We start from the raw sequence: 22,622 nt of genomic DNA on the forward strand, positions 1-22,622 counted from the left end.
CCGGTTGAGTGGCCGGATGGCCGTGGAATCAGTGGCCGGATGCGCGTGGAATGGGTGGCCGGATCAGCGTGGAATCGGTGGTCAGATGCTCATGGAATGGGTGGCCAGATGACCGTGGAATCCGCACAGCTGTTGCTACTGCCAAGACCAAGGGTAAAGCGATCAGCACTACGAAGGCCTCAACAAATGGGCCGACCGATATAACCACCGCCGAGTCATTACCCACCATGAAGGCTAGATAGAGGGGCAGTAGCACAAGCTGAAGCAAGAGTAGTAATGGCGTTGCCGCCAGAGTCAGTTTGGAGTCGCCCTTACCGATATGGGTAAACACCACCACATAATCGATACAAGGCGTCAGCAAGACCAATAGTGCGCCCACCAAAATCGCCGGGTGGTCGGCTAGGCCCATCGTCAACGCCCAAACCAACAGGGGGATGGCGACGAAATTGGCGGTCAGCAGCGCGGTCATGAAACGCTTGTTTGCAAGCCCTTCGCGGAGATCCAGGAATGGGATCTGTAGAAACATGGCGTACATCAGCACAGCGATAGCTGGTGTCACCAACGCACCTAACGCTTGAGAGGCATCAGGTGCGAGCAGGCCTCCGATAGCCGCGACAATGACCGCGACGAAGTAAACGGGAATCTGGTTCTTCTCTAGCTGTTCTCTGTCCACGGAATGCCCTTAAAACGCGTGAAATCATTTTTCGATTGAGCAGGTTAATATCTGTAGCTACTACAGGTTCAAGAAAATGCTTGGGGAGTTTGGATGTCAGGAATCGGAGCGCTGTCGAAATCAACGGGTTGCCACATTGAAACGATTCGCTACTACGAGAAAATAGGCCTTCTCCCTCCGGCCCTACGGTCGACAGGGGGGCATCGAATCTATACCGAAAAGCATCGGTCACGACTCATCTTCATCCGGCAGAATCGTGAACTGGGCTTTCCACTCGACGATATCCGCGAACTCATTGCGCTCGCGGCAGATGCTGATCGTCCGTGTGCTGATGCGTTGTCGGTGGTCAAGAAGCACTTGGCAGAAGTGGAATCTAAGGTAGCTAAGCTCCAGCAGATCCGGATAGAGCTGCTCTCAATGGCAGGCACGTGTGAGTCAACATGCCTAGGCTCGAACACTCCAGACTGTACGATTGTTGAGTCACTGTTCGAACCCGCTGCTGGGGCTCGCTCTGGTTGCTGCTCCTAGACGAGTCAAGAGCATAGGGGGAGCAAGCTGCCATCGAAACCGAATAGCGCGATAGTCTCGACAGGGTGTTTCGAGCGTCCGTCTACACCAAGCGGGCTGGTGCAAGATGTGTTGGGCAGACGCTTGCAGGAGAGACGTCTAAAACGATGAGGCTAGGCCTAGACTTGCCATTCGACACCCGCATCCTGGCCAACCAAGATTGGCTAGCCAGGCATCGACTCAGTTAGATCGATACAGGAGCGGGGATATGAGGATGTGGGTCATAGCCCACAACCTCAAAGTCTTCAAATTTGTAGTCGTAGATGCTCTCTGGCTTACGCTTGAACACCAATTTTGGAAGAGGGCGCGGATCACGAGTCAGTTGCAGCTTAACTTGCTCAATATGGTTCAAGTAAATATGCGCATCACCCATGGTAACTACAACTTCGCCAACTCCCAAATCGCACTGCTGTGCGAGCATATGAGTTAGAAAACTAACTCCAGCCAAATTGTAGGGATTGCCAAGCAATAGGTCACTAGACCGAATATATAAGTGCGCGGACAACTTATTATTTGCCACATAGAATTGATAGAGCAGATGGCACGGTGGCAAAGCCATCTTCCCGTTCCGGGCATTCTCCTGAGGGCTCACAGACTCATCGGGAAGGTACTCGACGTTCCATCCGTGGAAGAGGATGCGACGGCTGTTCGGGTTCGTCTTGAGCGTGTTGATGACGTAGTCAATCTGATTGATGGTCTTGCCGTCCTGGGTAGGCCAGGCCGTCCACTGCTTGCCGTAGATCGGGCCGAGGTCACCGTCTTCAGTTGCCCACTCATCCCAGATGCTGACACCATGCTCCTTCAGCCATTTGGTATTCGTGTCACCATTCAGGAACCAGATCATCTCGTTGATGATGCTCTTGAAATGCAGCTTCTTGGTGGTGAGGAGCGGGAAGCCATCCTCCAGGTTGTGGCGGAATTGGCGACCAAAGACACTCAGCGTGCCGGTGCCGGTGCGATCGCCTTTCTCGACGCCATTCTCTAGCACGTCGGCCAGCAAATCGTGGTACATCTTCATTTCGGTTCCTCAAGGTTCGCGCTGACCAAATCCAGCGCGTCACGTAATTTCAGAATTTCGGCATCTTGCTCTTTGATCTTCCGGCGCAGCTCATCTGCGACCTGATTGAAATAGTCCCTAGACTCGCGGACAGTGTCCAATCTCTTCTTGAACGTGGCACAAGAGTTCTCAGATTCCTGATACCTATTGAACCAATAAAGCACTTCCAATCGACTCTTTTCAAGGCGTTGCATCAGAATCGTCTTAGGATCCTGCTTCTTCTCAGCCTTGACCCTCTGAGCAAGCACTGCAATGCGACGGTTGTCCTTGATCGCCTCAAGCCGCTGCGCCGGGAAGTCACGTTGCCGGATAGTGTTGCGATGAATGCCTGTGATGCGGCTCAGCTCCGCCATCGTCGGCTTCAGTTTCGGATCAGAGGCAATCTGCATAAGCCCCTGAGCCAGCAGCTCAGTGTTCCGGTCGTAGTCGAGCTTATTCTTGGCATCAAAGGCCTGGACTGTCATACCTCAACCTCCTCACCCAGATGTTCCAACACACCCTTGGCTTCCTCCATCGCCGCTCGCAATTCCTCCTCCGCGCCTGCTGAGTTCGGAGAGCTCAAGGCCAAGCTGTTCTGCACATAGATCTCCCGCCATTTAGGGGCATGAGCCTTTGTGACAACGGCGTTTTTGCACCGATTCGGATTGCAACGCAGCGATCCGATGCAGGGAAGAGACTCGTCAAATAGCTCGCGCTGACCGCCATAGCAGAAGCCTTGTCCCACATTGATGATCGCCATGCGCTTCTTGGCCATCTGGGCGATGATTTGCTCTTTGGTGTAGCCAGCCGCCATGTACCCGCTGAACACCTTCTTCATCCGCGCCTTGTGGCTCTCTGCATTGGGGCCGGCGTAGTTACCGTCAGGATCGCAGTAGCTCAGGATGTACTCCTCCTCCGCCATTTGTGTCGGCGCCTTACTAGAAGAACGCCCACCCTTGGACAAGATCTCAGCGATTGCTCCGTACCCAAGCGTCACCGCACTGAACGCCTTGTTCTGGCCAGCACTACCGATGAGGTCACCGAAATGCTTCAGCTGGTGAGAGATAAACGGAAGACCAAGCTCTGCCCTGGCCATCTGATAGGCCAGGGTGTGCCGCAACGTGTAAGGTGAGAACTCCAGGCTCTCGAACTCCTCGTCCGTCAGAATCTCCTCAAAAAACGTGCTGAACTGGCGAGTGATGCCGACGGAGGACATCGAGTTCGGTTCAGCCTCCTGATCGACGGTGTCCACACTGGAGAACAGGTAAGGGTTTTGCTTCACCTTAGCGATGAAGCAAGCAGCACGAATCGCGTCACGCACGATCGGAATCGCGATCCATTTGTCGTCGAACAGCTTGGCCAAGCCTTGGCGATGTTTGATCACGTTGCTGATCAGCAACCAGTAATCGCTCTCCTCCTCCATGCACGACTCAACCAGGATCTCTGAAAGCTCTGAAGGCCGCATGCCGGTGTACTGCGCCACAAGATAGCAGGCACTGTACGAGACGAAATTGATGTACCGACGAAACTCATCGTCCAATCTCGCACTGGTGAGCTTGACCAGGGTTTCAGGTGCCTTGAAATCATGCTGACCGATTTGCGACAGGTACTCAGGTCGAACCTCATCCAATGCTTCAGCCATCGCGTCGGACTCGTAGCCTTTCCTGCGGAGCCGCAGAGCCACGTAGAGATCGAAGTTATACCGCGACAGCTCCTGGGCCCTTGCCAACGAATAGCCACTGGCATTTTGGCGGGTCAGGGCAACCAGATCATCTACAGGCTCCCCTAGAGTGCTTAGGAAATCGACGACTGCGAACGACGCCTCGCGGGAAGCCTTCTCGAACACATCGTTCGGCAGAATACGGTATGTGCGCTCGGAATCAGGGACGTGCTTGAGTACCTTGGCCCAGGCCAGCGACTCCAGCTGAACGTACGGCAGTGGCTCTTCGAAAATCTGCTCCTCGAAAAATGGCGACCTGACCAAGGTAAAGAACTTCTTGAGATCAGGGCCAAAGGCGTAGGGATGAATGAGCGCTGCCTCCCGGTACATACCCGTGTCAAAGTACGTCAGACCATGGTGTGCAACCTCGAAGAACTCATCCGTCATCAGCTGACGCGCCTGCCCCGACATCGTATCCAGGAAGCTCAATCCAGCCTTCATGCATGAAATGGCGGTGTTGGCCTTGATGTTCCTTGGCGAGGCAAACGATCGGGTTGCCGCCGGCATCTTCAGCCAGCAATACAGGGCCACCTTGACCTCCAAGACCGCCGACTGATTGAGCAATGGATACGATTCAAAATTGAGCCGTAGCTTGGCTCCTTGGACGTTCCTGGCTGCGTTCGGATGATCGTCATTGAAGTCCCATACGGCGTCGCCCAAGACGGACGTCTTACTGACAGGCAACGCCATAAGCGCCTGGTACCAAGAGAGTGCTTCCAGCGACACAGGAGTCGGATCGGCGATGTTTCTGCGCAACTCAAGCAGCAGGGTGTGAGCAGCTGTACGCCACTGTTTGTACGCAGCGAGTTCAGGGATCAGAGCATGGTTCACAGCGTTACCCCCTCGGTCAAAATACTGACCTGCAGGTTTTCAGAGAGGCGCTCAGCCTTGGTCAACTCTTCTACGGAAAAGTCCGATGTCTCAGGATCTAGAAGGTTGTTCAGCACATCAAGGTTGTCCAGGATGACGGCTCCGTAAGGCGTATCGAGCACCCGGTTGACCTCAATCATTCTTTGGTAGTCGCGCCGCATGGCGAAGAGCTCCGGCAGGTGCGATACCGTGATGATGCTGTTGCTGCATGAAAGGCACTTGTTAAACAGCGTGCAGGGCTTGCTGGGGTCGTAGCTTGCCAAAGCCTTGATGAATGCTGGTGGATCAAAGACGTTCATGCAGGTCGCCAGGCCAGAACGCAGCGGCATAGCTTCAGGCGCGGACTCGATAGTCGTGGTCGGGATGAGCTTCGGGGCCTCCTCCAGCGTGTCTTGCTGCATTTCATGGAGAACCTTGTTCAGCATCCGGCGCGCCATGGGGTTGAAATCCATCTGATCCAGATAGGCCATGGTGGTGCTGAGGCTCTTATGTCCCAGGAGCACCTGAATCTCACGCGGAGAGACGCCGCGCTCGATCAGCTCGCTCACGAAACTTGGTCGGAAACGTGACGGTGATAGTTTGAGAGGATTGCCATCTTCGTCAAGCAGCCCGTGATCCTGAGAGAACTTATCCAGGGTCTTATTGAGCTGGTTGCCACCAGAGTTCTCAAAGGAATCTACAACACCGTATTTCCTGGGAGAGCTTGAACGGTAGATGAAGAGCTTGTTCTGAGCCTCGACAGGCGCATTCAAGCGGATCTCACGGGTCAGATGCTTCACATCGTCAAAGATTTTCTTGACCACACGGCCTTGAGACGTCGTCAGCCAAGAAATTTCCGCATGGAAAATATCGAGATGAAGCATCTTCGCGCCTTCAGAACGCTCTTTCCAATACAGCAAGCAAGGCCGATCGGTTAAGTCATGGCGTTCAATGAAATCATCCAGCTCCAGTCCAAGCAAAGAGTCAGCGTTCATGCCGGTGACCTGGGCAAGCCGAGCGATGTATGGCGCAATGACTCGACCATCGATCTGATACTGCACGCCCCAGCTTTTATAAACCTCGAAGATAGAAATTGACGAAGTCGAAATAATCGACATAAACGCCCGTTGATAGGGGTCGTTTTTATCTACGGATTCGAAGCTCAAGGGCTTGCAGTCGAGTTTGTTCTCAAAAATCCACCGCGCATTATCGAGAGTGTTAAAGCCTCGGCGTACTTTTCCGTCAGGGTTCAGCGGATTTTCCCCTACCTGGCTTGGAACGTAAGGCTGGGCCAAGCGATTGGTTTCCTCAATCTCTTGCTCAATGACTTTCGAGATTCGGTTTCGCACAGCCTGGGGATAAGGCTTGTACTGGTCAGTCTCACGTTCAGTATCAAACCCTGCAGCACCGACGAAACTGGTCAGCCCCAGGCCCTCAATCTGGATAGCGCGTGCCATCATTTTCCGAGCAGAGCTCATAAGGGTACTGCTGTGGCTGGTCGACAGTGAACGCTCAAGGATCTTGTCCTGGAGATATCCCCTGAGCTTAGGAAGGGAGTACGGCGTTACCAGCTCCCGGATATCCTCCTGGCCTGTGTAGTTGGCCTCCATGAGATAGGCTCGGAAGTATTTAAAAGCCTCGATGAAGTTGTTTTGACCAGACGTACTACTGCTCTTCATTGATGAAGCGCTGAATAGGTGCAGCAAGTGCTGGAAGGGATGCTCCGCTTCCGGGCTTGCGAGGTCAGACAGGCGATGGATGTGGACTGAGCGCAAAGCGCTGAAGACGTCTCGCAAAGATTTAGTGGGTTTGCTCTCTGTTTTCGAGGCAACCCGTTGCTCAACAGTTTGGTAGCTGGAATCAAGTACGCCGAGCTTTCGGAGGTCATCGACGATCTCCTCGAATGTCATCCTCACGAGTTCATATCTCGTCCTCGCGCCATTGAAGCCTGATAACTCAGGAATCTCGCTCAAGAAGCCTCGATCCTTGATGCTATTGCCAAACACCGGGATGGCCAACTTCTCCTCCATAGGCATGCCTTCATACCAAGCAAGCAACCTACGGCGCCAATCGCAAGCGTTCGACGAGTGACCTGGGACAATGATGCCTTCGGAGCGCATCGCATCGAAGATCGGCTCAAAGTATGAAGTGCGCTTAGAGATCGCCATTGGGCTGAGGTTGGTCTGTTCAATGACGTAGTTAGGGGCTACGGCCAAGTCCTCCCCCCTACTGAGGCATACCCTAAGCAACGATTCACGATCATCAGTGACGCGGGCCACAAACGATTCAATGACAGCATCTACCTGAGCGCTAGTCAGCCGACTCATTTCATATCTCCCGCATCAATTTTCAGGCGCGTCTGTTGGGAAAGCTCGGCCATCTCGCCTGCTTTCGTCTTGGTTTCAGTTCCGGGGCGTACGAGCTTCTGGTAGAGGTCGTATGGGATCTGGGTATAGGTTTCCGACGTGCTGAGGCGCGAGTGACCCAGCGTCTTTTGCACGGTCACTAGCCGGTCAAGGTAATCACTACCAATGTCTGGCGTCCTCAACAGGGCATAGGCGTTCCCGTGCCTCAACTTGTGGGGAGAGATCATCCTGTCGATTTTCAGCAGGTTCAGCGCTCGCTCGGATGTGCGCTCCAAGAGCTTGGAGATCGAGCGAGGGGTGTACTCACCCCCCTCCGCATTCAGGAAAGCAGGGGTGTTCTCAGCCCCCTTGAATTGACGCTTAGTCATTTTGTACAGCGGCGAAGCATGGTACTTCTTGATGCGCAGCAGCGTGGCGCGGCTGACCAACGTCTGACGGGGTTTGAAGGAGTCCGCAGGGCCTTTGCTTCCATCAATATGCAGCGGGCAGTAGTCCGCGTTCACCGGTTCTGAGACACCAGGCGAGATGAACAACGTGTCCTGGAATTGAAGGGCATCATCGATGGCTTTGAGGGTCACTCGCGGGACTTCTGAGCGGCGCACGCCTGCGTCGTACATGAACTGGAGCAAGCAACGCTCACGCTCACTCTGCGTGGCCAGGATGAGCTCTCTGAGATTATTCAGGGAACAGGCTACCACCAAGTTCTTGTTAGGACGGGGAGATAGGTACCCGGCAGTGTAAGGGTTAGGCGCGGTACGAGGCGCGGGTACGTCGTCCACTCCCCGGCATAGAGAATCGTTGAAAAACGCCATCAAAGACGAATCCCGGTTGCGCACCGTCGTCTTGGAAAGACCTTCTGCCTCGAGTAGGTGAGCGAAGTACTCCTCGATCACGTGGGTACGGATTTCCAAGAACGCTGAGTCACGCTCGCAATCACGGAACTCACGGCGGTTCATCAGGTACTCGCAGGTGTACCCGAGGTTGCGACCATAGGTGATGGCCGTCTGCTGGGATATATCGGCTTCCCGGAGCGCGTGGGATAGGTAGCCCGAAATCAAAGGCATTAGGCGCTCATCATCATCAAAGACGGCTGTCCCTATGACGTTCACGGCTTCCTGAATTGGGGATTCTTCAGATGGGTCGTCCCGCCTGGTTGGGGACTCTCTGAAATCTAGGGGGGTGCCCCTAACTGCGATGACCTTCACTGCTTCCGTTCTCCTCAAAGCGGCCCGTACTATACACAATGTGCATTTCGTACCGGGGCACAATAAATGAGCTTGGAAGTAAAGCCTTACTACGCAGCCATTGCGTACTGTGCAGGTTCTTCGAGGGGGTATAATAGGAAGATGTCCGCCGAGCGCTGGTAGAGCTGGCAACTGAGCCTGCCGTCGGCGACGTAGAACTGGAACAGCGCGTGGCACGGCGGCAGGGCCATCTGGTCGACCAGCGCAGGGTTCCAGGCCGAGACGATCAGGCGGCGCGAGTCCGGATTGCTTTTGATCATGTCCACCAGCTTGGCGATCTGGTCCACCGACTCGCCATTGGGCGCCGGCCAGTTGCGCCACTGGTAGCCGTAGACCGGCCCCAGCTCGCCATTTTCGTCGGCCCACTCGTCCCAGATACGCACGCCGTTTTCCTGCAGGTAGCGCACATTGGTATCGCCCTGCAGGAACCACAGCAGCTCGTGGATGATGGATTTGAGGTGGCACTTCTTGGTGGTTACCAGCGGAAAGCCATCGGCCAGGTCGAAGCGCATCTGATGGCCGAACACGCTGTAGGTGCCGGTGCCGGTGCGGTCGCTCTTGAAGGTGCCGTTCTCGCGCACATGGCGCATCAGGTCGAGATACTGTTTCATGCCTTTGCCTCCCCCTTGTTATAGCCCCACACCATGAATGCAGCACCGAGCAGAATCATGGGTATGCACAGCACCTGCCCCATGGTCAGCCAGCCGAAAGCCAGATAGCCGAGCTGGGCATCCGGCACGCGGACGAACTCGACGATAAAGCGGAAAATCCCGTAGCACACGGCGAACAACCCGGACACCGCCATGGTCGGCCTTGGCTTGCGCGAATAGAACCAGAGGATCAGGAACAGCGCGACGCCTTCCAGCGCGAACTGGTAGAGCTGCGAGGGATGCCGCGCCAGCTGCTGCGGGTCGGTGGGGAAGACCATCGCCCAGGGTACGTCGGTGGCCTTGCCCCACAGCTCGGCATTGATGAAGTTGCCGATACGCCCCGCGCCCAGGCCGATGGGCACGAAGGGCGCGATGAAGTCCATCAGCTCGAAGAAGCTCTTGCCGTTGCGCCGGGCGAAGATCCAGGTGCACAGCAGCACACCGATCAGACCGCCATGAAAGGACATGCCACCCTTCCATACCTGCAGGATCAGGCTCGGGTCGTTGAGATAGGCGGCCAGGTCGTAGAACAGCACATAGCCCAGGCGACCCCCGACGATCACCCCCATGGCCACCCAGAACACCAGATCGGAGAGCTTGTCCTTGTTCCATTCCGGGGCGAAGCGCTGCACCCGGCGCGACGCCAGCCACCAGGCGCCGCCGATGCCGATCAGGTACATCAGGCCGTACCAGTGAATCTGCAACGGCCCCAGGGAAACGGCCACGGGGTCTATCTGCGGATAGGGCAGCATCCAGCGCTCCTCACTTCAAATCAGGAAATTGATACCAACGCTCAGCAGCAGCAGCGCAAACAGCCGCCTGAGCACTTTCGGCGACAGGCGATGCGCCAGATTGGCGCCATGCCGGGCGAAATACATGCTGGTGACGGCAATACCGACTATCGCCGGCAGGTAGACGAAACCGAAGCTCCACTGCGGCAGTTGCTCATTGTGCCAGCCGACCACCATGAAGCTCAGCGTTCCGGCGATGGCAATCGGCAGGCCGCAGGCGGCAGAGGTGGCGACCGCCTGCTGTATCGGTACGCTGCGCCAGCTGAGAAAGGGCACCGTCAGCGAGCCGCCACCGATGCCGAAGATCGCCGATGCCCAGCCGATCACCACGCCGGCCAGGGACAACGCCGGCTTGCCCGGCACGTCACCACTGGCCTTGGGCATAAGCTCGAAGCCCATCTGGATGGCCATGAGGATCGCGAACACACCGATGATCTTCTGCAGAACCGGGCCTTGGATCATATGGGCGGTCAGGCTGCCCAGTACGGCGCCAAGGATGATACCGAGGGTCATCCAGTACACCAGCGGCCAGCGCACCGCGCCCCTGCGCTGATGCGCCAGGACCGAATTGATCGAGGTAAAGACGATGGTCGCCAGAGAAGTGCCAACGGCCAGATGCGTCAGAATTTCCGGCGCGAAGCCTTGCAGGGTAAAGCTGAACACCAGCACCGGCACGATCACCATCCCGCCGCCGACGCCAAACAGGCCGGCCGTCAAACCGGCCAGCGCGCCAAGAAACAGATAAAGCACGAACTCCATCGGAGTCACCCAGAAAAAACAAAGCGGCATGGTAGCTGAAAAGCGGGCTGGAAGCTGGACGAGACTGGGCCAGGTTCCCGTCAGGCCTCTCCTCCGGCTTCACCTTCGCACGTCGGGTCGGTGAAGCGTGACCCGACCTACCGAGGTTGCCGAACCGGGTCGCTTGGCTTCAAGCTTGTCGCTTCGAGCTTCCAGCTGAGATCCTCATGTGCCTGATCGTTTTCGCCTGGCAGCCTGCGCAGGCCGTACCGCTGGTGGTCGCGGCCAACCGTGACGAATTCCATGAGCGCCCCAGCCTGCCGCTGGCGCCCTGGGCAGAGATGCCCGAACTGATCGCCGGACGCGATCTGGAAGCAGGCGGCACCTGGATGGGCGTAACGCTGGACGGACGCTTCGCCGCCCTGACCAACATCCGCCGTTCCCGACAGACTTCCGGCCCTCGCTCGCGTGGCGAGTTGCCGGAGCGCTACCTGCGCAACCAACTGTCACCCGAGGCCTATCTGTCGGAACTGCAAGCACAGCGCTCGGACTATGCCGGCTTCAACCTGCTGGCAGGCGACACCCAGACGCTCTGGCATCTGAACTCCGACGAAGGCACACCGCGCCGGCTCGAACCGGGCATTTACGGGCTGTCCAACGCTTCGCTGGATACGCCCTGGCCAAAACTGGTGCGAGCAAAACATGCGCTAGCCAGCCACCTGGAGCACCCTGACAGCGAAGCCCTGCTGCAGCTGCTGGCCGACACCTGGAAGCCCGCCACACATCAGTTGCCGAATACCGGCGTAACCCCTGAGCTGGAAGCATTGTTGTCGAGCGTATTCATCGCCAGCCCGAACTACGGCACCCGCGCCAGCACGGCGCTGATCCGCCGCAGCGATGGTTCATTGGAGATACGTGAGCGCAGCTTCGGACCTGAGGGCAGACTGGGCGAAGTCCATTTCGTTCACACCGAGAATCGCTGAGAACCTGACCCGTAGGGCCGAATAAATTCGGCCCTACGAACGTGAAAAACCCGCTGAAGGGCGCCGACTCAAACCGCCGCAGAAGGGTTGGTCAGCTTGTTCAGACCCAGATTGCGCAGCGTCAGCTGCACGGTGGCATGGGTGACCTCGGGGCTGTCGATGCTCATCACCCTGGTCAGCAGATCCTTCGCGGTTTGCATGCTGATCTGGCGCAACAGCCATTTCACCCTGGGCAGGTTGGTGGCGTTCATCGACAGGCTGTCGAAGCCCATCGCCAACAGCAGCACGGCAGCGGCAGGATCGCCGGCCATCTCGCCGCAGATGCTCACCGGCCTGCCCTCTTCATGGGCTTCCTTGACGATTCGCTGCAGCGCTTCGAGCACGGCTGGATGCAAGTAGTCATAGAGGTCGGCGACCCGTGGATTGTTGCGGTCCACCGCCAACAGATACTGGGTCAGGTCATTGGAGCCGACCGAGATGAAGTCCACCTGCCGTGCCAGTTCGCGTGTCAAGTAGACCGCCGCGGGCACTTCGATCATGACCCCGATCGGCGGCATCTGCACATCCATGCCTTCATCGCGCACTTCGCCCCAGGCGCGATGAATCAGGTGCAGTGATTCCTCCAGCTCGCGCGTGCCGGAGATCATCGGCAACAGGATGCGCAGATTGTTCAGCCCGACGCTGGCCTTGAGCATCGCGCGAACCTGCAGCAGGAAGATTTCCGGATGGTCGAGCGTCACCCGGATGCCACGCCAGCCGAGGAAGGGGTTTTCCTCCTTGATCGGAAAGTACGGCAGGGATTTGTCGCCACCGATATCCAGGGTACGCATGGTCACCGGCAAGGGATGGAAAGCCTGGAGCTGTTCGCGATAGATCGCCATCTGCTCCTTCTCGCTGGGGAAACGCTCCTTGATCATGAAGGGCACTTCGGTGCGGTACAGGCCCACGCCCTCGGCGCCACGCTCCTGGGCGCGCGCCACATCGGCAAGCAGTCCGGTATTGACCCACAGCGGAATACGATGGCCGTCGATGGTCTCGCAGGGCAATTCGCGCAGCACATCCAGCCCGGCCGACAGCTGGCGCTCCTGCTCGGCCAGTTGCAGGTATTGCTCGCGCAGCACCTTGGCCGGGTTGGTAATGATTTCACCACGGGTGCCATCGACGATCAGTTCGATGCCATCGACCTTCGAGTACGGCAGGTCCACCGCCCCCATCACCGTCGGGATGCCCATGGCACGGGCGAGGATGGCGACGTGGGAGTTGCTCGAACCCAATACCGAGACCATGCCCGCCAGACGGCCTTCCGGCACCTCGCCGAGCATCGCCGGGGACAGCTCTTCACTGACCAGAATGGTCTTCTCGGGATAGGTCAGCGCCTGCTTGTGCGCTTTCTGCAGATAGCCGAGCAGGCGCCGGCCAATGTCCTTGATGTCCGAAGCCCGCTCGCGCAGATAATCATCGTCCATCATCTCGAAGCGTGCGATATGGTCGCCGACCACCTGGCGCAAGGCCCCCTGCGCCCATTGTCCGGTGCGAATCACCGCGGCCACTTCGCCCCCAAGAGCGGAGTCGTCGAGCATCATCAGGTAGACGTCGAACAGCGCCAGTTCTTCCTTGCGCATCTGTGAAGCAAGCTTCTCCGACAGCGAGCGCATGTCCGCCCGAACGGCCTCAAGCGCCACCTCGAACAACGTCAGCTCAGCGGGGATGTCGTCGATGTGCTTGTCAGGCACCACATCCAGATCTGCGGGTGGAAGAACCACCACCGCCGTGCCGACAGCCGCGCCGGGCGCGCCGGGAATGCCGATGAAGCGGGTTTCCTGGATGCCCTTGCCCTGGCGCCCGAGGCCACGGATCGAGCCGGTCGCCTCGGCATGCGCGATGACCCCGGCCAGTTGCGCGCTCATGGTGACCAGGAAGGCTTCTTCGCCCTCGTCGAACTGGCGGCGCTCTTTCTGCTGGATGACCAGTACACCCATCACCCGTCGATGGTGGATGATCGGCGCACCGAGGAAGGAGGCATAACGCTCTTCACCGGTTTCGGCGAAGTAACGGTAGCGCGGGTGCTCGGAAGCGTGTTCGAGATTGAGCGGCTCTTCACGCGAACCCACCAGGCCCACCAGGCCCTCGTTGGGGGCCATGCTGACTTTGCCGATGGCTTTCTTGTTCAGGCCTTCGGTGGCCATCAGAACGAAGCGATCCGATTCCGGATCGAGCAGATAGACCGAGCAGACCTGGCTGCCCATGGCCTCCCGTACCCTCAGCACAATGATGCCCAACGCTGCCTTGAGGTCCTTGGCAGAGTTTACTTCCTGGACAATCTTGCGCAGCGTGCCGAGCATGCTCAGAGGCTTTCTCCCGTCAGTCCCGCGCCATCAGGCGCGGGGCAAGTTCTTTTAGGGCGCGACGATAGACCTCGCGCTTGAAGGTGACGACCTGTCCCAGCGGATACCAGTAGCTGACCCAGCGCCAGCCATCGAATTCGGGCTTGCCGGTGACATCCATGCGCACTCGCTCGTCGGCGCCAGTCAGACGCAGCAGAAACCACTTCTGTTTCTGGCCGATGCACAGCGGCTGGCTATGGGTACGCACCAGGCGCTGCGGCAGACGATAGCGCAACCAGCCCCGCGTACAGGCCAGAATCTTCACGTCCTGCGGCTCCAGCCCGACTTCTTCGTTGAGTTCGCGGTAGAGCGCTTCTTCCGGCGTCTCGTCTGAATTGATGCCGCCCTGGGGAAATTGCCAGGCATCCTGATTGATCCGCCGTGCCCACAGCACCTGCCCGACATCATTGGTCAGAATGATGCCGACATTGGGGCGAAAACCATCGGAGTCGATCACGGCATACAACCTCGCAGACGCATGTGCGCCGCATTGTTCCACAAAAAGGCGCGAAGCCGAAAGCAGGATAATCACCTGCTCTGCAACGGGCTCTGCAGGCCGTCGCCGCTGTTCCTCGGGCTGCCGTGGCCGGGCGATTCCCGCTATGCTGCGCGTTTTCCATCGTGAGGGTTCGCCACGTGCGCCTGGCTCTATTCGATCTCGACAACACCCTGCTGGCCGGAGACAGCGATCACGCCTGGGGTGAGTTTCTCTGCCGCCACGGCCTCGTCGATGCCACGGACTACAAGGCACGCAACGATGCCTTCTACCAGGACTATCTGGCTGGCGAACTGGACGTACTGGCGTACCAGAACTTCTGCCAGGAGTTGCTGGGACGCAGCGAAATGGCGCAGCTGGAAGGATGGCACCGACAGTTCATGGCCGAATTCATCGAGCCCATCGTGCTGGCCAAAGGCGAGGCACTGGTGCGCCAGCATCACGAGGCAGGCGACCGCGTGGTGATCATCACCGCCACCAACCGTTTCATCACCGGGCCGATCGCCGCGCGACTGGGCGTTGACACCCTGCTGGCCACCGAATGCGAGATGCTCGATGACCGCTACACCGGTCGCCTGACCGACATCCCCTGCTTCCAGGAAGGCAAGGTCACACGGATCGAACGCTGGCTCGAAGAAACCGGGCAGAGCCTGGACGACAGCTATTTCTACAGCGACTCGCGCAACGACCTGCCGTTGCTGGAGCGGGTCAGCCATCCGGTGGCGGTGGATCCGGACCCGATCCTGCGTGATATCGCCGAACAGCGTGGCTGGAAGATTCTGTCTTTGCGCTAGCGGGCGATTGGGTCGCAGGGCCGGATTTATTCGGCCTTGTACCTGTCTGCGGTCGAATGAATTCGACCCTACGGATCAGACCGGCTTGGCGCCCATCAGGCCCATGATGGCGACCAGTATCAGCAGGATCAGCCCGGCGTAGGCCAGCGCGAAGCGCGGCAACCGGGCCGGCACTGGCGCATCACCCAGCCCCTGCCAGGCGCGCAGGCGACCGCCGAGCAGCAGGAACAGCGGCACCAGCGCCAGGAACAGCAGCGAGCTGGCCAGCAGCCACAGCTGACCCAGGGCGAAGCCGGCCAAGTGCACCAGCCACCAGCCGCTGACCGGCAGCAGCAGGGCCAGCACTGCCAGCAGCGGCAGGGAAATCTGCCGGGTCCGTTTCAGTTTCTGCTGCAGCACGGCAGCCTCGGCGCGGCGCCAGGCCTTCCAGAGGATGACCATGTGCACGATCAACCCCAGCGGCAGCAGGATCGCCAGCGCGGCATGACCGATGTACAGCAGCGTGTAATGTTCCATCTGTCCCCTCGTCAGCCCAGAAAAAGCTGATAGGCCGGATTGTCCGTCTCGTCCCAGTAGCGATAGCCGATCTTTTCCAGCGCCGCCGCCAGCAGTTCGCGCTCGGTCTCCGGCACCTGCAGACCCGCCACCACCCGGCCATCGGCGGCGCCGTGGTTGCGGTAGTGGAACATCGAGATATTCCAGCGCCCGCCCAAGTTGTTGAGGAAATTGAACAGCGCGCCGGGACGTTCCGGGAATTCGAAGCGCAACACCATCTCGTCGCTGACACCGGCTGCGTGGCCACCCACCATATGACGGATGTGCAGCTTGGCCAGTTCATTCTCGGTGAGGTCGTGCACGGGAAACCCTTTGTCGCGCAGCCCTTCGACTAGCGCCTCGCGCGGATCGTTTTCCGGGTGCGTCTGCACGCCGACGAAGATGTGCGCCTCGCCGTTCTGGTGGTAACGGTAGTTGAATTCGGTGATCTGGCGCTTGCCGATGGCCGCGCAGAAGGCCTTGAAGCTGCCCGGCTGCTCGGGAATGGTCACGGCAATGATTGCCTCGCGCTTCTCGCCCAGCTCGGAGCGCTCGGCGACATGGCGCAGGCGGTCGAAGTTGATGTTGGCGCCCGAGTCGATGCCCACCAGCACCTGATTGGCGACGCCATCGCGCTCGACGTACTTCTTGATCCCGGCGACGGCCAGCGCGCCCGCCGGCTCGGTGATCGAACGGGTGTCGTCGTAGATGTCCTTGATCGCCGCGCAGAGCTCGTCGGTGCTGACCGTGATCACTTCATCGACATGCTGCCGGCAGATATCGAAGCAGTGGGCGCCGATCTGCGCCACCGCCACGCCGTCGGCGAACAACCCGACCTGCGGCAGCACCACCCGCTCGCCAGCGGCCATGGCCTGCTGCAGGCAGTTAGAGTCGTCCGGCTCGACGCCGATCACACGGGTTTCCGGGCGCAGGTACTTGATGTAGGCCGCGACGCCGGCGATCAACCCGCCGCCGCCCACCGGGACGAAGATCGCATCCAGCGGCCCCTGGTGCTGGCTGAGAATCTCCATCGCCACGGTGCCCTGCCCGGCGATCACGTCCGGATCGTCGTAGGGATGGATGTAGACGAAGCCCTTTTCCTCGACCAGCTTCAGCGAATGCGCCAGCGCATCGGGGAAGGCGTCGCCATGCAGCACCACCTTGCCGCCACGGGCGCGCACGCCCTGCACCTTCAGCTCCGGCGTGGTGCGCGGCATGACGATGGTGGCCTTGATGCCCAGTTCGCGCGCCGCCAGCGCCAGGCCCTGGGCATGGTTGCCCGCCGAGGCGGTGACCACGCCGCGGGCGAGCTCCTCGGCCGTCAGCTGCGCCAGTTTGTTGTAGGCGCCGCGAATCTTGAAGGAGAACACCGGCTGCAGATCCTCGCGCTTGAGCAGAATCTGGTTGCCGAGCCGCTCGGAAAGCTGGCGGGCGGGCTGCAGCGGGGTTTCCACGGCCACGTCGTAAACGCGCGAGGTGAGGATCTTCTTGACGTACTGTTCGAGCATTCTGGCTATCTTGGCGGGCTTTTGCGGAGCCCACGAGTCTACTCCGCAGAAAACCCGCCGACCACCGGCAATCGGCGTGCAACACACCGGTACAGCTTCGCGAACAAGACCCACCGGTAAGGCCCGGCTATAATTCCGCCTCTCGATTCTCCGCCCGGACCCCAGAACGCCATGAACCAGGATCAACTCAAGCAGGCCGTTGCCCAGGCCGCCGTCGACCTCATCGTCCCGCAGCTCAACGATCGCAGCATCATCGGCGTCGGCACCGGCTCGACCGCCAACTTCTTCATCGACCTGCTGGCGAAACACAAGGGCTTCTTCGACGGCGCGGTCGCCAGCTCGGAGGCCACCGCCGAACGCCTGAAGGGGCATGGCATTCCGGTCTACGACCTGAACTCGGTCGCCGAGCTGGAGTTCTACGTCGACGGCGCCGACGAAGCCAACGACCACCTGGAGCTGATCAAGGGCGGCGGCGCGGCATTGACCCGCGAGAAGATCGTCGCGGCGGTGGCACGCACCTTCATCTGCATCGCCGACGGCAGCAAGCGGGTCGAGCGCCTCGGCGAATTCCCGCTGCCGGTGGAAGTCATCCCCATGGCCCGCAGCCATGTGGCGCGCGAGCTGGTCAAGCTGGGCGGCGACCCGGTCTACCGCGACGGCGTGGTGACCGACAACGGCAACGTCATCCTCGACGTGCACAACCTGATGATCGGCTTCGCCCCCGACGTCGAAGCACAGATCAACAACATCGTCGGCGTGGTCACCAACGGCCTGTTCGCCGCACGCCCGGCGGATATCCTGCTGCTCGGTACCCAGGACGGCGTGCAGACGCTCAAGCGCTGATCCGATACCTCCACCCCTGCACTGGAGACGGTGTGTAATCCGTAGGAGAGCCATGCTCGCGAATGCCGCGCATAGAAGCCTCGCGAGCATGGTTCGTCCTATAAAAAAGCTACAGCAGCGTCTCAGCGCGGCACGAACCGATAGAACAGATTCGGTTCGCTGATCAGGTAGAGCACACCGCGGTCGTCCAGCGTCACGCCCTCGGCCTGGGGCACGCTGCGCGTCAGGCCGTGATGGCCGGCCAGCAGCGACAGCGAGCTGATCGGCCGACCATCGCGGTCCAGCTCCAGCAGCAGCCGGGACTCGTCGGAGAGCACCAGCAGATGACCGCTGGCGGCATCGAAGTCGAGGCTGGAAAGATCGCGGAGAAACAGCCGCGCATCGCGCTCGACGCTCTCCAGCAGTTGCACGTCCAGCGCCGCCCCCGGCTGCCGATGCGGGAAGCCGCGGATTGCAAAGATACGCACCGGATCACGCTCCTTGGCCACCAGCAGGGTCTCGCTCACCGGGTCGTAGGCCAGGCCCTCCAGGCCCTTGTTGCCGTTCAGGCCGATGCCCAGCGACAGTTGCGGCGCGCCGGCGGCATCGAACACCTGAGCGTCATTATCGAGGCGCACCTCGACCAGCCGCTGCTCGCGCTCGTCGGCGATCACGAACAGCCCCGGAGCGATGTACTCGACAGCTTCCGGATCACTGAAGCCACGCAGCTCGACAGTGCGCAGCAATTCACCGTCCAGCGACAGCTCCACCAGTTGCGGAGGCTGGTTGGTAACGCTCACCAGTACCCGCCGCTCACGGTCGAAAGTCAGCGCGGAGAGATCATCGGCCACCCCCTCCACCACCTTGGCCTGGATCTCGGCGCGGTAATCCGGCAACCAGAGGGAGCGCTCGCGGCGCTGGTCCTGCTGGAGCCAGGCGACCGTGTTGAACCAGGCCCGCTCGAACAGGCGAAATTGCTGGCCGGCCAGCACACCCAGCAACAGCAGGCATACCGCCAGCGCCGCCAGTGAATAGCGTAAGAATCCGGGCTTCATTGAAACGCTCCTGGAAAAGTCCAGCTGCGTTCTAGCACAAGCGGCTTACGCGAAACTGAACGGCGTGCGATCAGCGGGCCGAAGCCGGTCGGCGACTGAACACGTAGAAGCGGTTGGGTTCACCCACGACGTAGATGTTGCCCTTGGCATCCATCGCCACGCCCTCGGCCTGGTCGATGCCCTGTACCAACCCATTGAGTCCGCCGAACAGGCTGATGAAGCTGCGTGGCCTGCCCTGCAGGTCAAGCTCGACCAACAGGCGCGACTCGTCGGAAAGCATCAGGGTATGCCCGGTTCGCGGATCGATGGTCACCGAGGAGATATCGCGCACCGGCAACGGCTGCTGCCGTGGCAGCGCCTCGAGCGCTCCGGCGGCACCGTTCTCGCCGGGAAACGGCAGTGCGAACAATCCCAGCGGATCACGCTCCTTGGCCAGCAGCAGGCGCTGGCCATGCGGGTCCCAGGCCAGGCCTTCGAAGCCCTTGTTGCCGGCATCGGCGAAGCCCAGGTCGTAACTGGCCAGATCGTCCAGATCGAGCGTGTCCACCCCGGGTTCGAGGCGGAACACAGCCACCAGCCTGCGGCGCTCATCGACGATGGCCAGGCGCCCGTCATCCAATGCCTCGACCGCCTCCGGATCGGAAAAACCGTTCAGCCGTATACGGCGCAGCACCAGGCCACCCGGCGTGAATTCGACCAATTGCGGATTCTGCCCGGTGACGGTAAACAGCGTGCCAGACAGCGGATTCCAGGTCAGGCCGGAGGTTTCGTCTTCTTCCAGGCCCGCCAGCGTCGTCTCCAGCACCAGCTCGTAATCGGGCAGCCAGATGCTGGCAGCCCGCTGCCCGGCATCGGTCCCCTGTTCACGCCAGTAAAGCCTGAGCTGTTCGTCCCAATGCAACAGCACACCCGCCAGCAACACCAGCGCGATGATCAGAAACAACAGGGAAAACAGAACGAGGCGCAGGCGCGAAGCGTGTCGGGCGATGGCAGACATGGGGTCAAGTCGCGGAAAGGGGCGCGATTACAACATGGGCGGATACGAGAATAAAACGACAAAGCCGGTCGACGGCGCGGAAGCGCGGTCGACCAGCACAGCCTTTATAGAACGTGGCTTTCGAAGCGCGACAGCCCTACCAGCTCCAGAGCCAACTGGTCGCCCTGATTCAGCGGCCCGACACCCGCCGGCGTGCCGGTCAACACCACGTCACCCGCTTGCAGGCTGAAATGCCCGGCGATGTGTTGCAGCAGCGGCACAATGGCGTTGAGCATCTGGCTGCTGTTGCCGTCCTGGCGCACTTCGCCGTTGACGGTCAGGCGGATGCCGATATCGGTCAGCTCTTCCACCGCGCTGACGGGCACGAAGGGCGCGAGCACGCAGGCACCGTCGAAGCTCTTGGCGATCTCCCACGGATGGCCCTTTTCCTTCAGCTTCGCCTGCACGTCGCGCAGGGTCAGGTCCAGCGCCGGAGCGAAGCCGGAGATGGCATCGCGGATCTCTTCTTCGTTGGGCTTGCGCGATAGCGGCTTGCCGATCAGCACGGCGATTTCCGCTTCGTAATGCACGGCACCACGATCGACAGGAATGCCGAAACCGCCCTCCAGCGCCACCGTGCAGCTGCCAGGCTTGATGAACAGCAGCGGCTCGGTGGGCACCGGGTTGTTCAGTTCTTTCGCGTGCTCGGCATAATTGCGACCGATACAGACCACCTTGCCCAGCGGGTAGTGGATCAGGGTGCCGTCGGTGTACTGGTGCTGGTAGTTCATGGGGACTCCTTACGCGCAAAAGCCGAGAAAAGCGCTGGAAAGCTGAAGGCTGGACGAACAGCAGTCCGAGAGAAAATGGCGACTTATCGTCCAGCTCTCCAGCCTCCAGCGCTTTTATCGAATGATCGCGCCATCGGCGCGATTGCCGCTGTCAGTTGAAGATCTTGCCGGGGTTCATGATGCCATTGGGGTCGAACACCGCCTTGACCGCCTTCATGTACTCGATTTCCGCAGCCGAGCGGCTGTATTCGAGATAATCGCGCTTGGTCATGCCCACGCCATGTTCTGCGGAGATCGAGCCGTTGTACTTCTGCACGGTCTCGAACACCCACTTGTTCACCGTGGCGCACTTGCCGAAGAACTCGTCCTTGTCCATCGCATCGGGCTTGAGGATGTTCAGATGCAGGTTGCCGTCGCCGATATGGCCGAACCAGACGATCTCGAAGTCCGGGTAATGCTCGCCGACGATGGCGTCGATTTCCTTGAGGAAGGCCGGTACCTTGGCGATGGTGACCGAGATGTCGTTCTTGTACGGCGTCCAGTGGCTGATGGTTTCGGAGATGTACTCGCGCAGCTTCCACAGGTTCTGCAGCTGCTGCTCGCTCTGGCTCATCACGCCATCGAGCACCCAGCCCTGCTCCACGCAATGCTCGAAGGTGGCCAGCGCCTGGTCGGCGCGCTCTTCGGTGGTGGCCTCGAATTCCAGCAGCGCATAGAACGGGCAGTCGGTCTCGAACGGCGCGGGCACATCGCCGCGACCGAGCACCTTGGCCAGCGCCTTGTCGGAGAAGAACTCGAAGGCGGTCAGGTCCAGCTTGTCCTGGAAGGCATGCAGCACCGGCATGATCGAATCGAAATCCGGGGTGCCCAGCACCAGCGCGGTGAGGTTGGTCGGCTGGCGCTCCAGGCGCATGGTCGCTTCCACCACGAATCCGAGCGTGCCCTCGGCGCCGATGAACAGCTGACGCAGGTCGTAGCCGGTGGCGTTCTTGATCAGGTCCTTGTTCAGTTCCAGCAGGTCACCCTTGCCGGTCACCACCTTCATGCCGGCGACCCAGTTGCGGGTCATGCCGTAGCGGATCACCTTGATCCCGCCGGCATTGGTGCCGATGTTGCCGCCAATCTGGCTGGAACCGGCGGAGGCGAAATCCACCGGGTAATACAGGCCCTTGTCTTCGGCGAACTGCTGCAGTTGCGCGGTGACCACGCCCGGCTGGCAGACGGCGGTGCGATCCATCTCGTTGAATTCGAGGATCTGGTTCATGTAGTCGAACGACACCACCACTTCGCCATTGGCCGCCACCGCCGCAGCGGACAGCCCCGTGCGCCCGCCGGACGGCACCAGCGCGACCTTGCGCTGATTGGCCCAGCGCACGATGGCCTGCACCTGCTCGATGCTTTTCGGAAAGACGATGGCCGAGGGCGCCGGCGCGAAATGCTTGGTCCAGTCCTTGCCGTAGGCATTCAGCGAATCGGCGTCGGTCAGCACCTTGCCGGGCTCGACCAGGGTTTGCAGCTCATCGATCAGGGCGGGATCGGTCATCGCGGGAACTCTCATACAATTCATGGTCACCCTGAGCACGCTTCAGCTCGGGGATGGGTGTTTCAGGGGGCTCGTATGCTAGCATACGCACCCCTTTGAAAC

The 22,622-nt window shown here is 59.9% G+C and carries 19 protein-coding genes and 2 pseudogenes; 4 read left to right on the top strand and 17 right to left on the bottom strand.

Translation table 11 applies throughout. The features are described 5' to 3' along the window. Window positions 1-106 precede the first annotated feature (106 nt). Window positions 107-673: pseudogene (locus G7020_RS14415) on the bottom strand (arsenic resistance protein); the annotation flags it as partial. Window positions 674-766: 93 nt separating this feature from the next. Here G7020_RS14415 and G7020_RS14420 point away from each other — a divergent pair. Then, complete coding sequence (locus G7020_RS14420) at window positions 767-1,201, top strand: MerR family transcriptional regulator (RefSeq protein WP_078470575.1); 435 nt, start codon at window positions 767-769, stop codon at window positions 1,199-1,201. Between the two features lie 223 nt (window positions 1,202-1,424). On the opposite strand, the gene G7020_RS14425 is transcribed toward G7020_RS14420, so the two are convergent. From G7020_RS14425 to G7020_RS14460, 8 genes and pseudogenes are all read right to left on the bottom strand, one after another. After that, entirely contained in the window at window positions 1,425-2,258 is an 834-nt protein-coding gene (locus G7020_RS14425) for a thymidylate synthase (protein ID WP_033897590.1), read from the bottom strand. Further along, window positions 2,255-2,761 carry a hypothetical protein gene (locus G7020_RS14430; RefSeq protein ID WP_033897589.1) on the bottom strand — a complete coding sequence of 169 codons (507 nt, stop codon included), beginning with the start codon at window positions 2,759-2,761 and terminating at the stop codon, window positions 2,255-2,257. The genes G7020_RS14425 and G7020_RS14430 overlap by 4 nt, the downstream gene beginning before the upstream one ends. Continuing rightward, window positions 2,758-4,827: a tyrosine-type recombinase/integrase gene (locus G7020_RS14435; protein ID WP_033897588.1), complete on the bottom strand. Its 2,070-nt coding sequence runs from the start codon at window positions 4,825-4,827 to the stop codon at window positions 2,758-2,760. Before G7020_RS14435 ends, G7020_RS14430 begins: the two co-directional genes overlap by 4 nt. Next, window positions 4,824-7,172 (bottom strand): site-specific integrase, encoded by a 2,349-nt coding sequence (locus tag G7020_RS14440; RefSeq protein WP_033897587.1) that lies wholly within the window; start codon window positions 7,170-7,172, stop codon window positions 4,824-4,826. The genes G7020_RS14435 and G7020_RS14440 overlap by 4 nt, the downstream gene beginning before the upstream one ends. Then, entirely contained in the window at window positions 7,169-8,320 is a 1,152-nt protein-coding gene (locus G7020_RS14445; RefSeq protein WP_181085605.1) for a tyrosine-type recombinase/integrase, read from the bottom strand. The genes G7020_RS14440 and G7020_RS14445 overlap by 4 nt, the downstream gene beginning before the upstream one ends. 194 nt (window positions 8,321-8,514) lie before the next feature. Beyond that, window positions 8,515-9,066, bottom strand: a pseudogene (locus G7020_RS14450) (thymidylate synthase); the annotation flags it as partial. Beyond that, entirely contained in the window at window positions 9,063-9,857 is a 795-nt protein-coding gene (lgt, locus tag G7020_RS14455) for a prolipoprotein diacylglyceryl transferase (RefSeq protein ID WP_181085607.1), read from the bottom strand. The pseudogene G7020_RS14450 and the gene lgt, both read right to left, overlap by 4 nt. A 15-nt stretch (window positions 9,858-9,872) precedes the next feature. Further along, on the bottom strand, window positions 9,873-10,655 hold the full coding sequence (locus G7020_RS14460) for a sulfite exporter TauE/SafE family protein (protein WP_181085609.1): 783 nt from the start codon (window positions 10,653-10,655) through the stop codon (window positions 9,873-9,875). Window positions 10,656-10,861: 206 nt separating this feature from the next. Here G7020_RS14460 and G7020_RS14465 point away from each other — a divergent pair, with 206 nt between their 5' ends. Then, a complete protein-coding gene (locus tag G7020_RS14465; RefSeq protein WP_181085618.1) occupies window positions 10,862-11,617 on the top strand; it encodes an NRDE family protein in 756 nt (251 codons plus the stop codon). Window positions 11,618-11,685: 68 nt separating this feature from the next. Here G7020_RS14465 and ptsP read toward each other — a convergent pair whose 3' ends face one another. Further along, complete coding sequence (gene ptsP, locus G7020_RS14470) at window positions 11,686-13,959, bottom strand: phosphoenolpyruvate--protein phosphotransferase (protein ID WP_181085620.1); 2,274 nt, start codon at window positions 13,957-13,959, stop codon at window positions 11,686-11,688. 19 nt (window positions 13,960-13,978) lie between these two features. Beyond that, window positions 13,979-14,458, bottom strand: coding sequence for an RNA pyrophosphohydrolase (locus G7020_RS14475; RefSeq protein ID WP_181085622.1), 480 nt, complete (start codon window positions 14,456-14,458; stop codon window positions 13,979-13,981). Between the two features lie 179 nt (window positions 14,459-14,637). On the opposite strand from G7020_RS14475, the gene G7020_RS14480 reads away from it, so the two are divergent. Next, the gene (locus tag G7020_RS14480) at window positions 14,638-15,291 is read left to right on the top strand and encodes an HAD-IB family hydrolase (protein ID WP_181085624.1); all 654 of its coding nucleotides are present in this window, start codon (window positions 14,638-14,640) and stop codon (window positions 15,289-15,291) included. A 75-nt stretch (window positions 15,292-15,366) separates the two neighbouring features. On the opposite strand, the gene G7020_RS14485 is transcribed toward G7020_RS14480, so the two are convergent. Both G7020_RS14485 and ilvA read right to left on the bottom strand, forming a co-directional pair. Continuing rightward, on the bottom strand, window positions 15,367-15,807 hold the full coding sequence (locus G7020_RS14485; RefSeq protein WP_181085626.1) for a DUF2269 family protein: 441 nt from the start codon (window positions 15,805-15,807) through the stop codon (window positions 15,367-15,369). A gap of 11 nt (window positions 15,808-15,818) precedes the next feature. Further along, a complete protein-coding gene (gene ilvA / locus G7020_RS14490) occupies window positions 15,819-17,405 on the bottom strand; it encodes a threonine ammonia-lyase, biosynthetic (protein WP_423835661.1) in 1,587 nt (528 codons plus the stop codon). A gap of 99 nt (window positions 17,406-17,504) precedes the next feature. On the opposite strand from ilvA, the gene rpiA reads away from it, so the two are divergent. Beyond that, window positions 17,505-18,176, top strand: coding sequence for a ribose-5-phosphate isomerase RpiA (gene rpiA, locus G7020_RS14495; RefSeq protein WP_181085630.1), 672 nt, complete (start codon window positions 17,505-17,507; stop codon window positions 18,174-18,176). A 122-nt stretch (window positions 18,177-18,298) separates the two neighbouring features. Here rpiA and G7020_RS14500 read toward each other — a convergent pair whose 3' ends face one another. The 4 genes from G7020_RS14500 to G7020_RS14515 form a co-directional block, all read right to left on the bottom strand. Next, window positions 18,299-19,210, bottom strand: a complete 912-nt coding sequence (locus tag G7020_RS14500; protein WP_181085631.1) for an SdiA-regulated domain-containing protein — start codon at window positions 19,208-19,210, stop codon at window positions 18,299-18,301. A 70-nt stretch (window positions 19,211-19,280) separates the two neighbouring features. Beyond that, a complete protein-coding gene (locus tag G7020_RS14505) occupies window positions 19,281-20,207 on the bottom strand; it encodes an SdiA-regulated domain-containing protein (RefSeq protein ID WP_181085633.1) in 927 nt (308 codons plus the stop codon). 104 nt (window positions 20,208-20,311) lie between these two features. Next, entirely contained in the window at window positions 20,312-20,977 is a 666-nt protein-coding gene (locus tag G7020_RS14510) for a fumarylacetoacetate hydrolase family protein (RefSeq protein ID WP_181085635.1), read from the bottom strand. A gap of 151 nt (window positions 20,978-21,128) precedes the next feature. Then, window positions 21,129-22,520, bottom strand: coding sequence for an FAD-binding oxidoreductase (locus tag G7020_RS14515; RefSeq protein WP_181085637.1), 1,392 nt, complete (start codon window positions 22,518-22,520; stop codon window positions 21,129-21,131). Window positions 22,521-22,622: the final 102 nt, after the last annotated feature.

The organism is Stutzerimonas stutzeri, from assembly GCF_013522825.1.
GTDB lineage: Bacteria > Pseudomonadota > Gammaproteobacteria > Pseudomonadales > Pseudomonadaceae > Stutzerimonas > Stutzerimonas stutzeri_AK.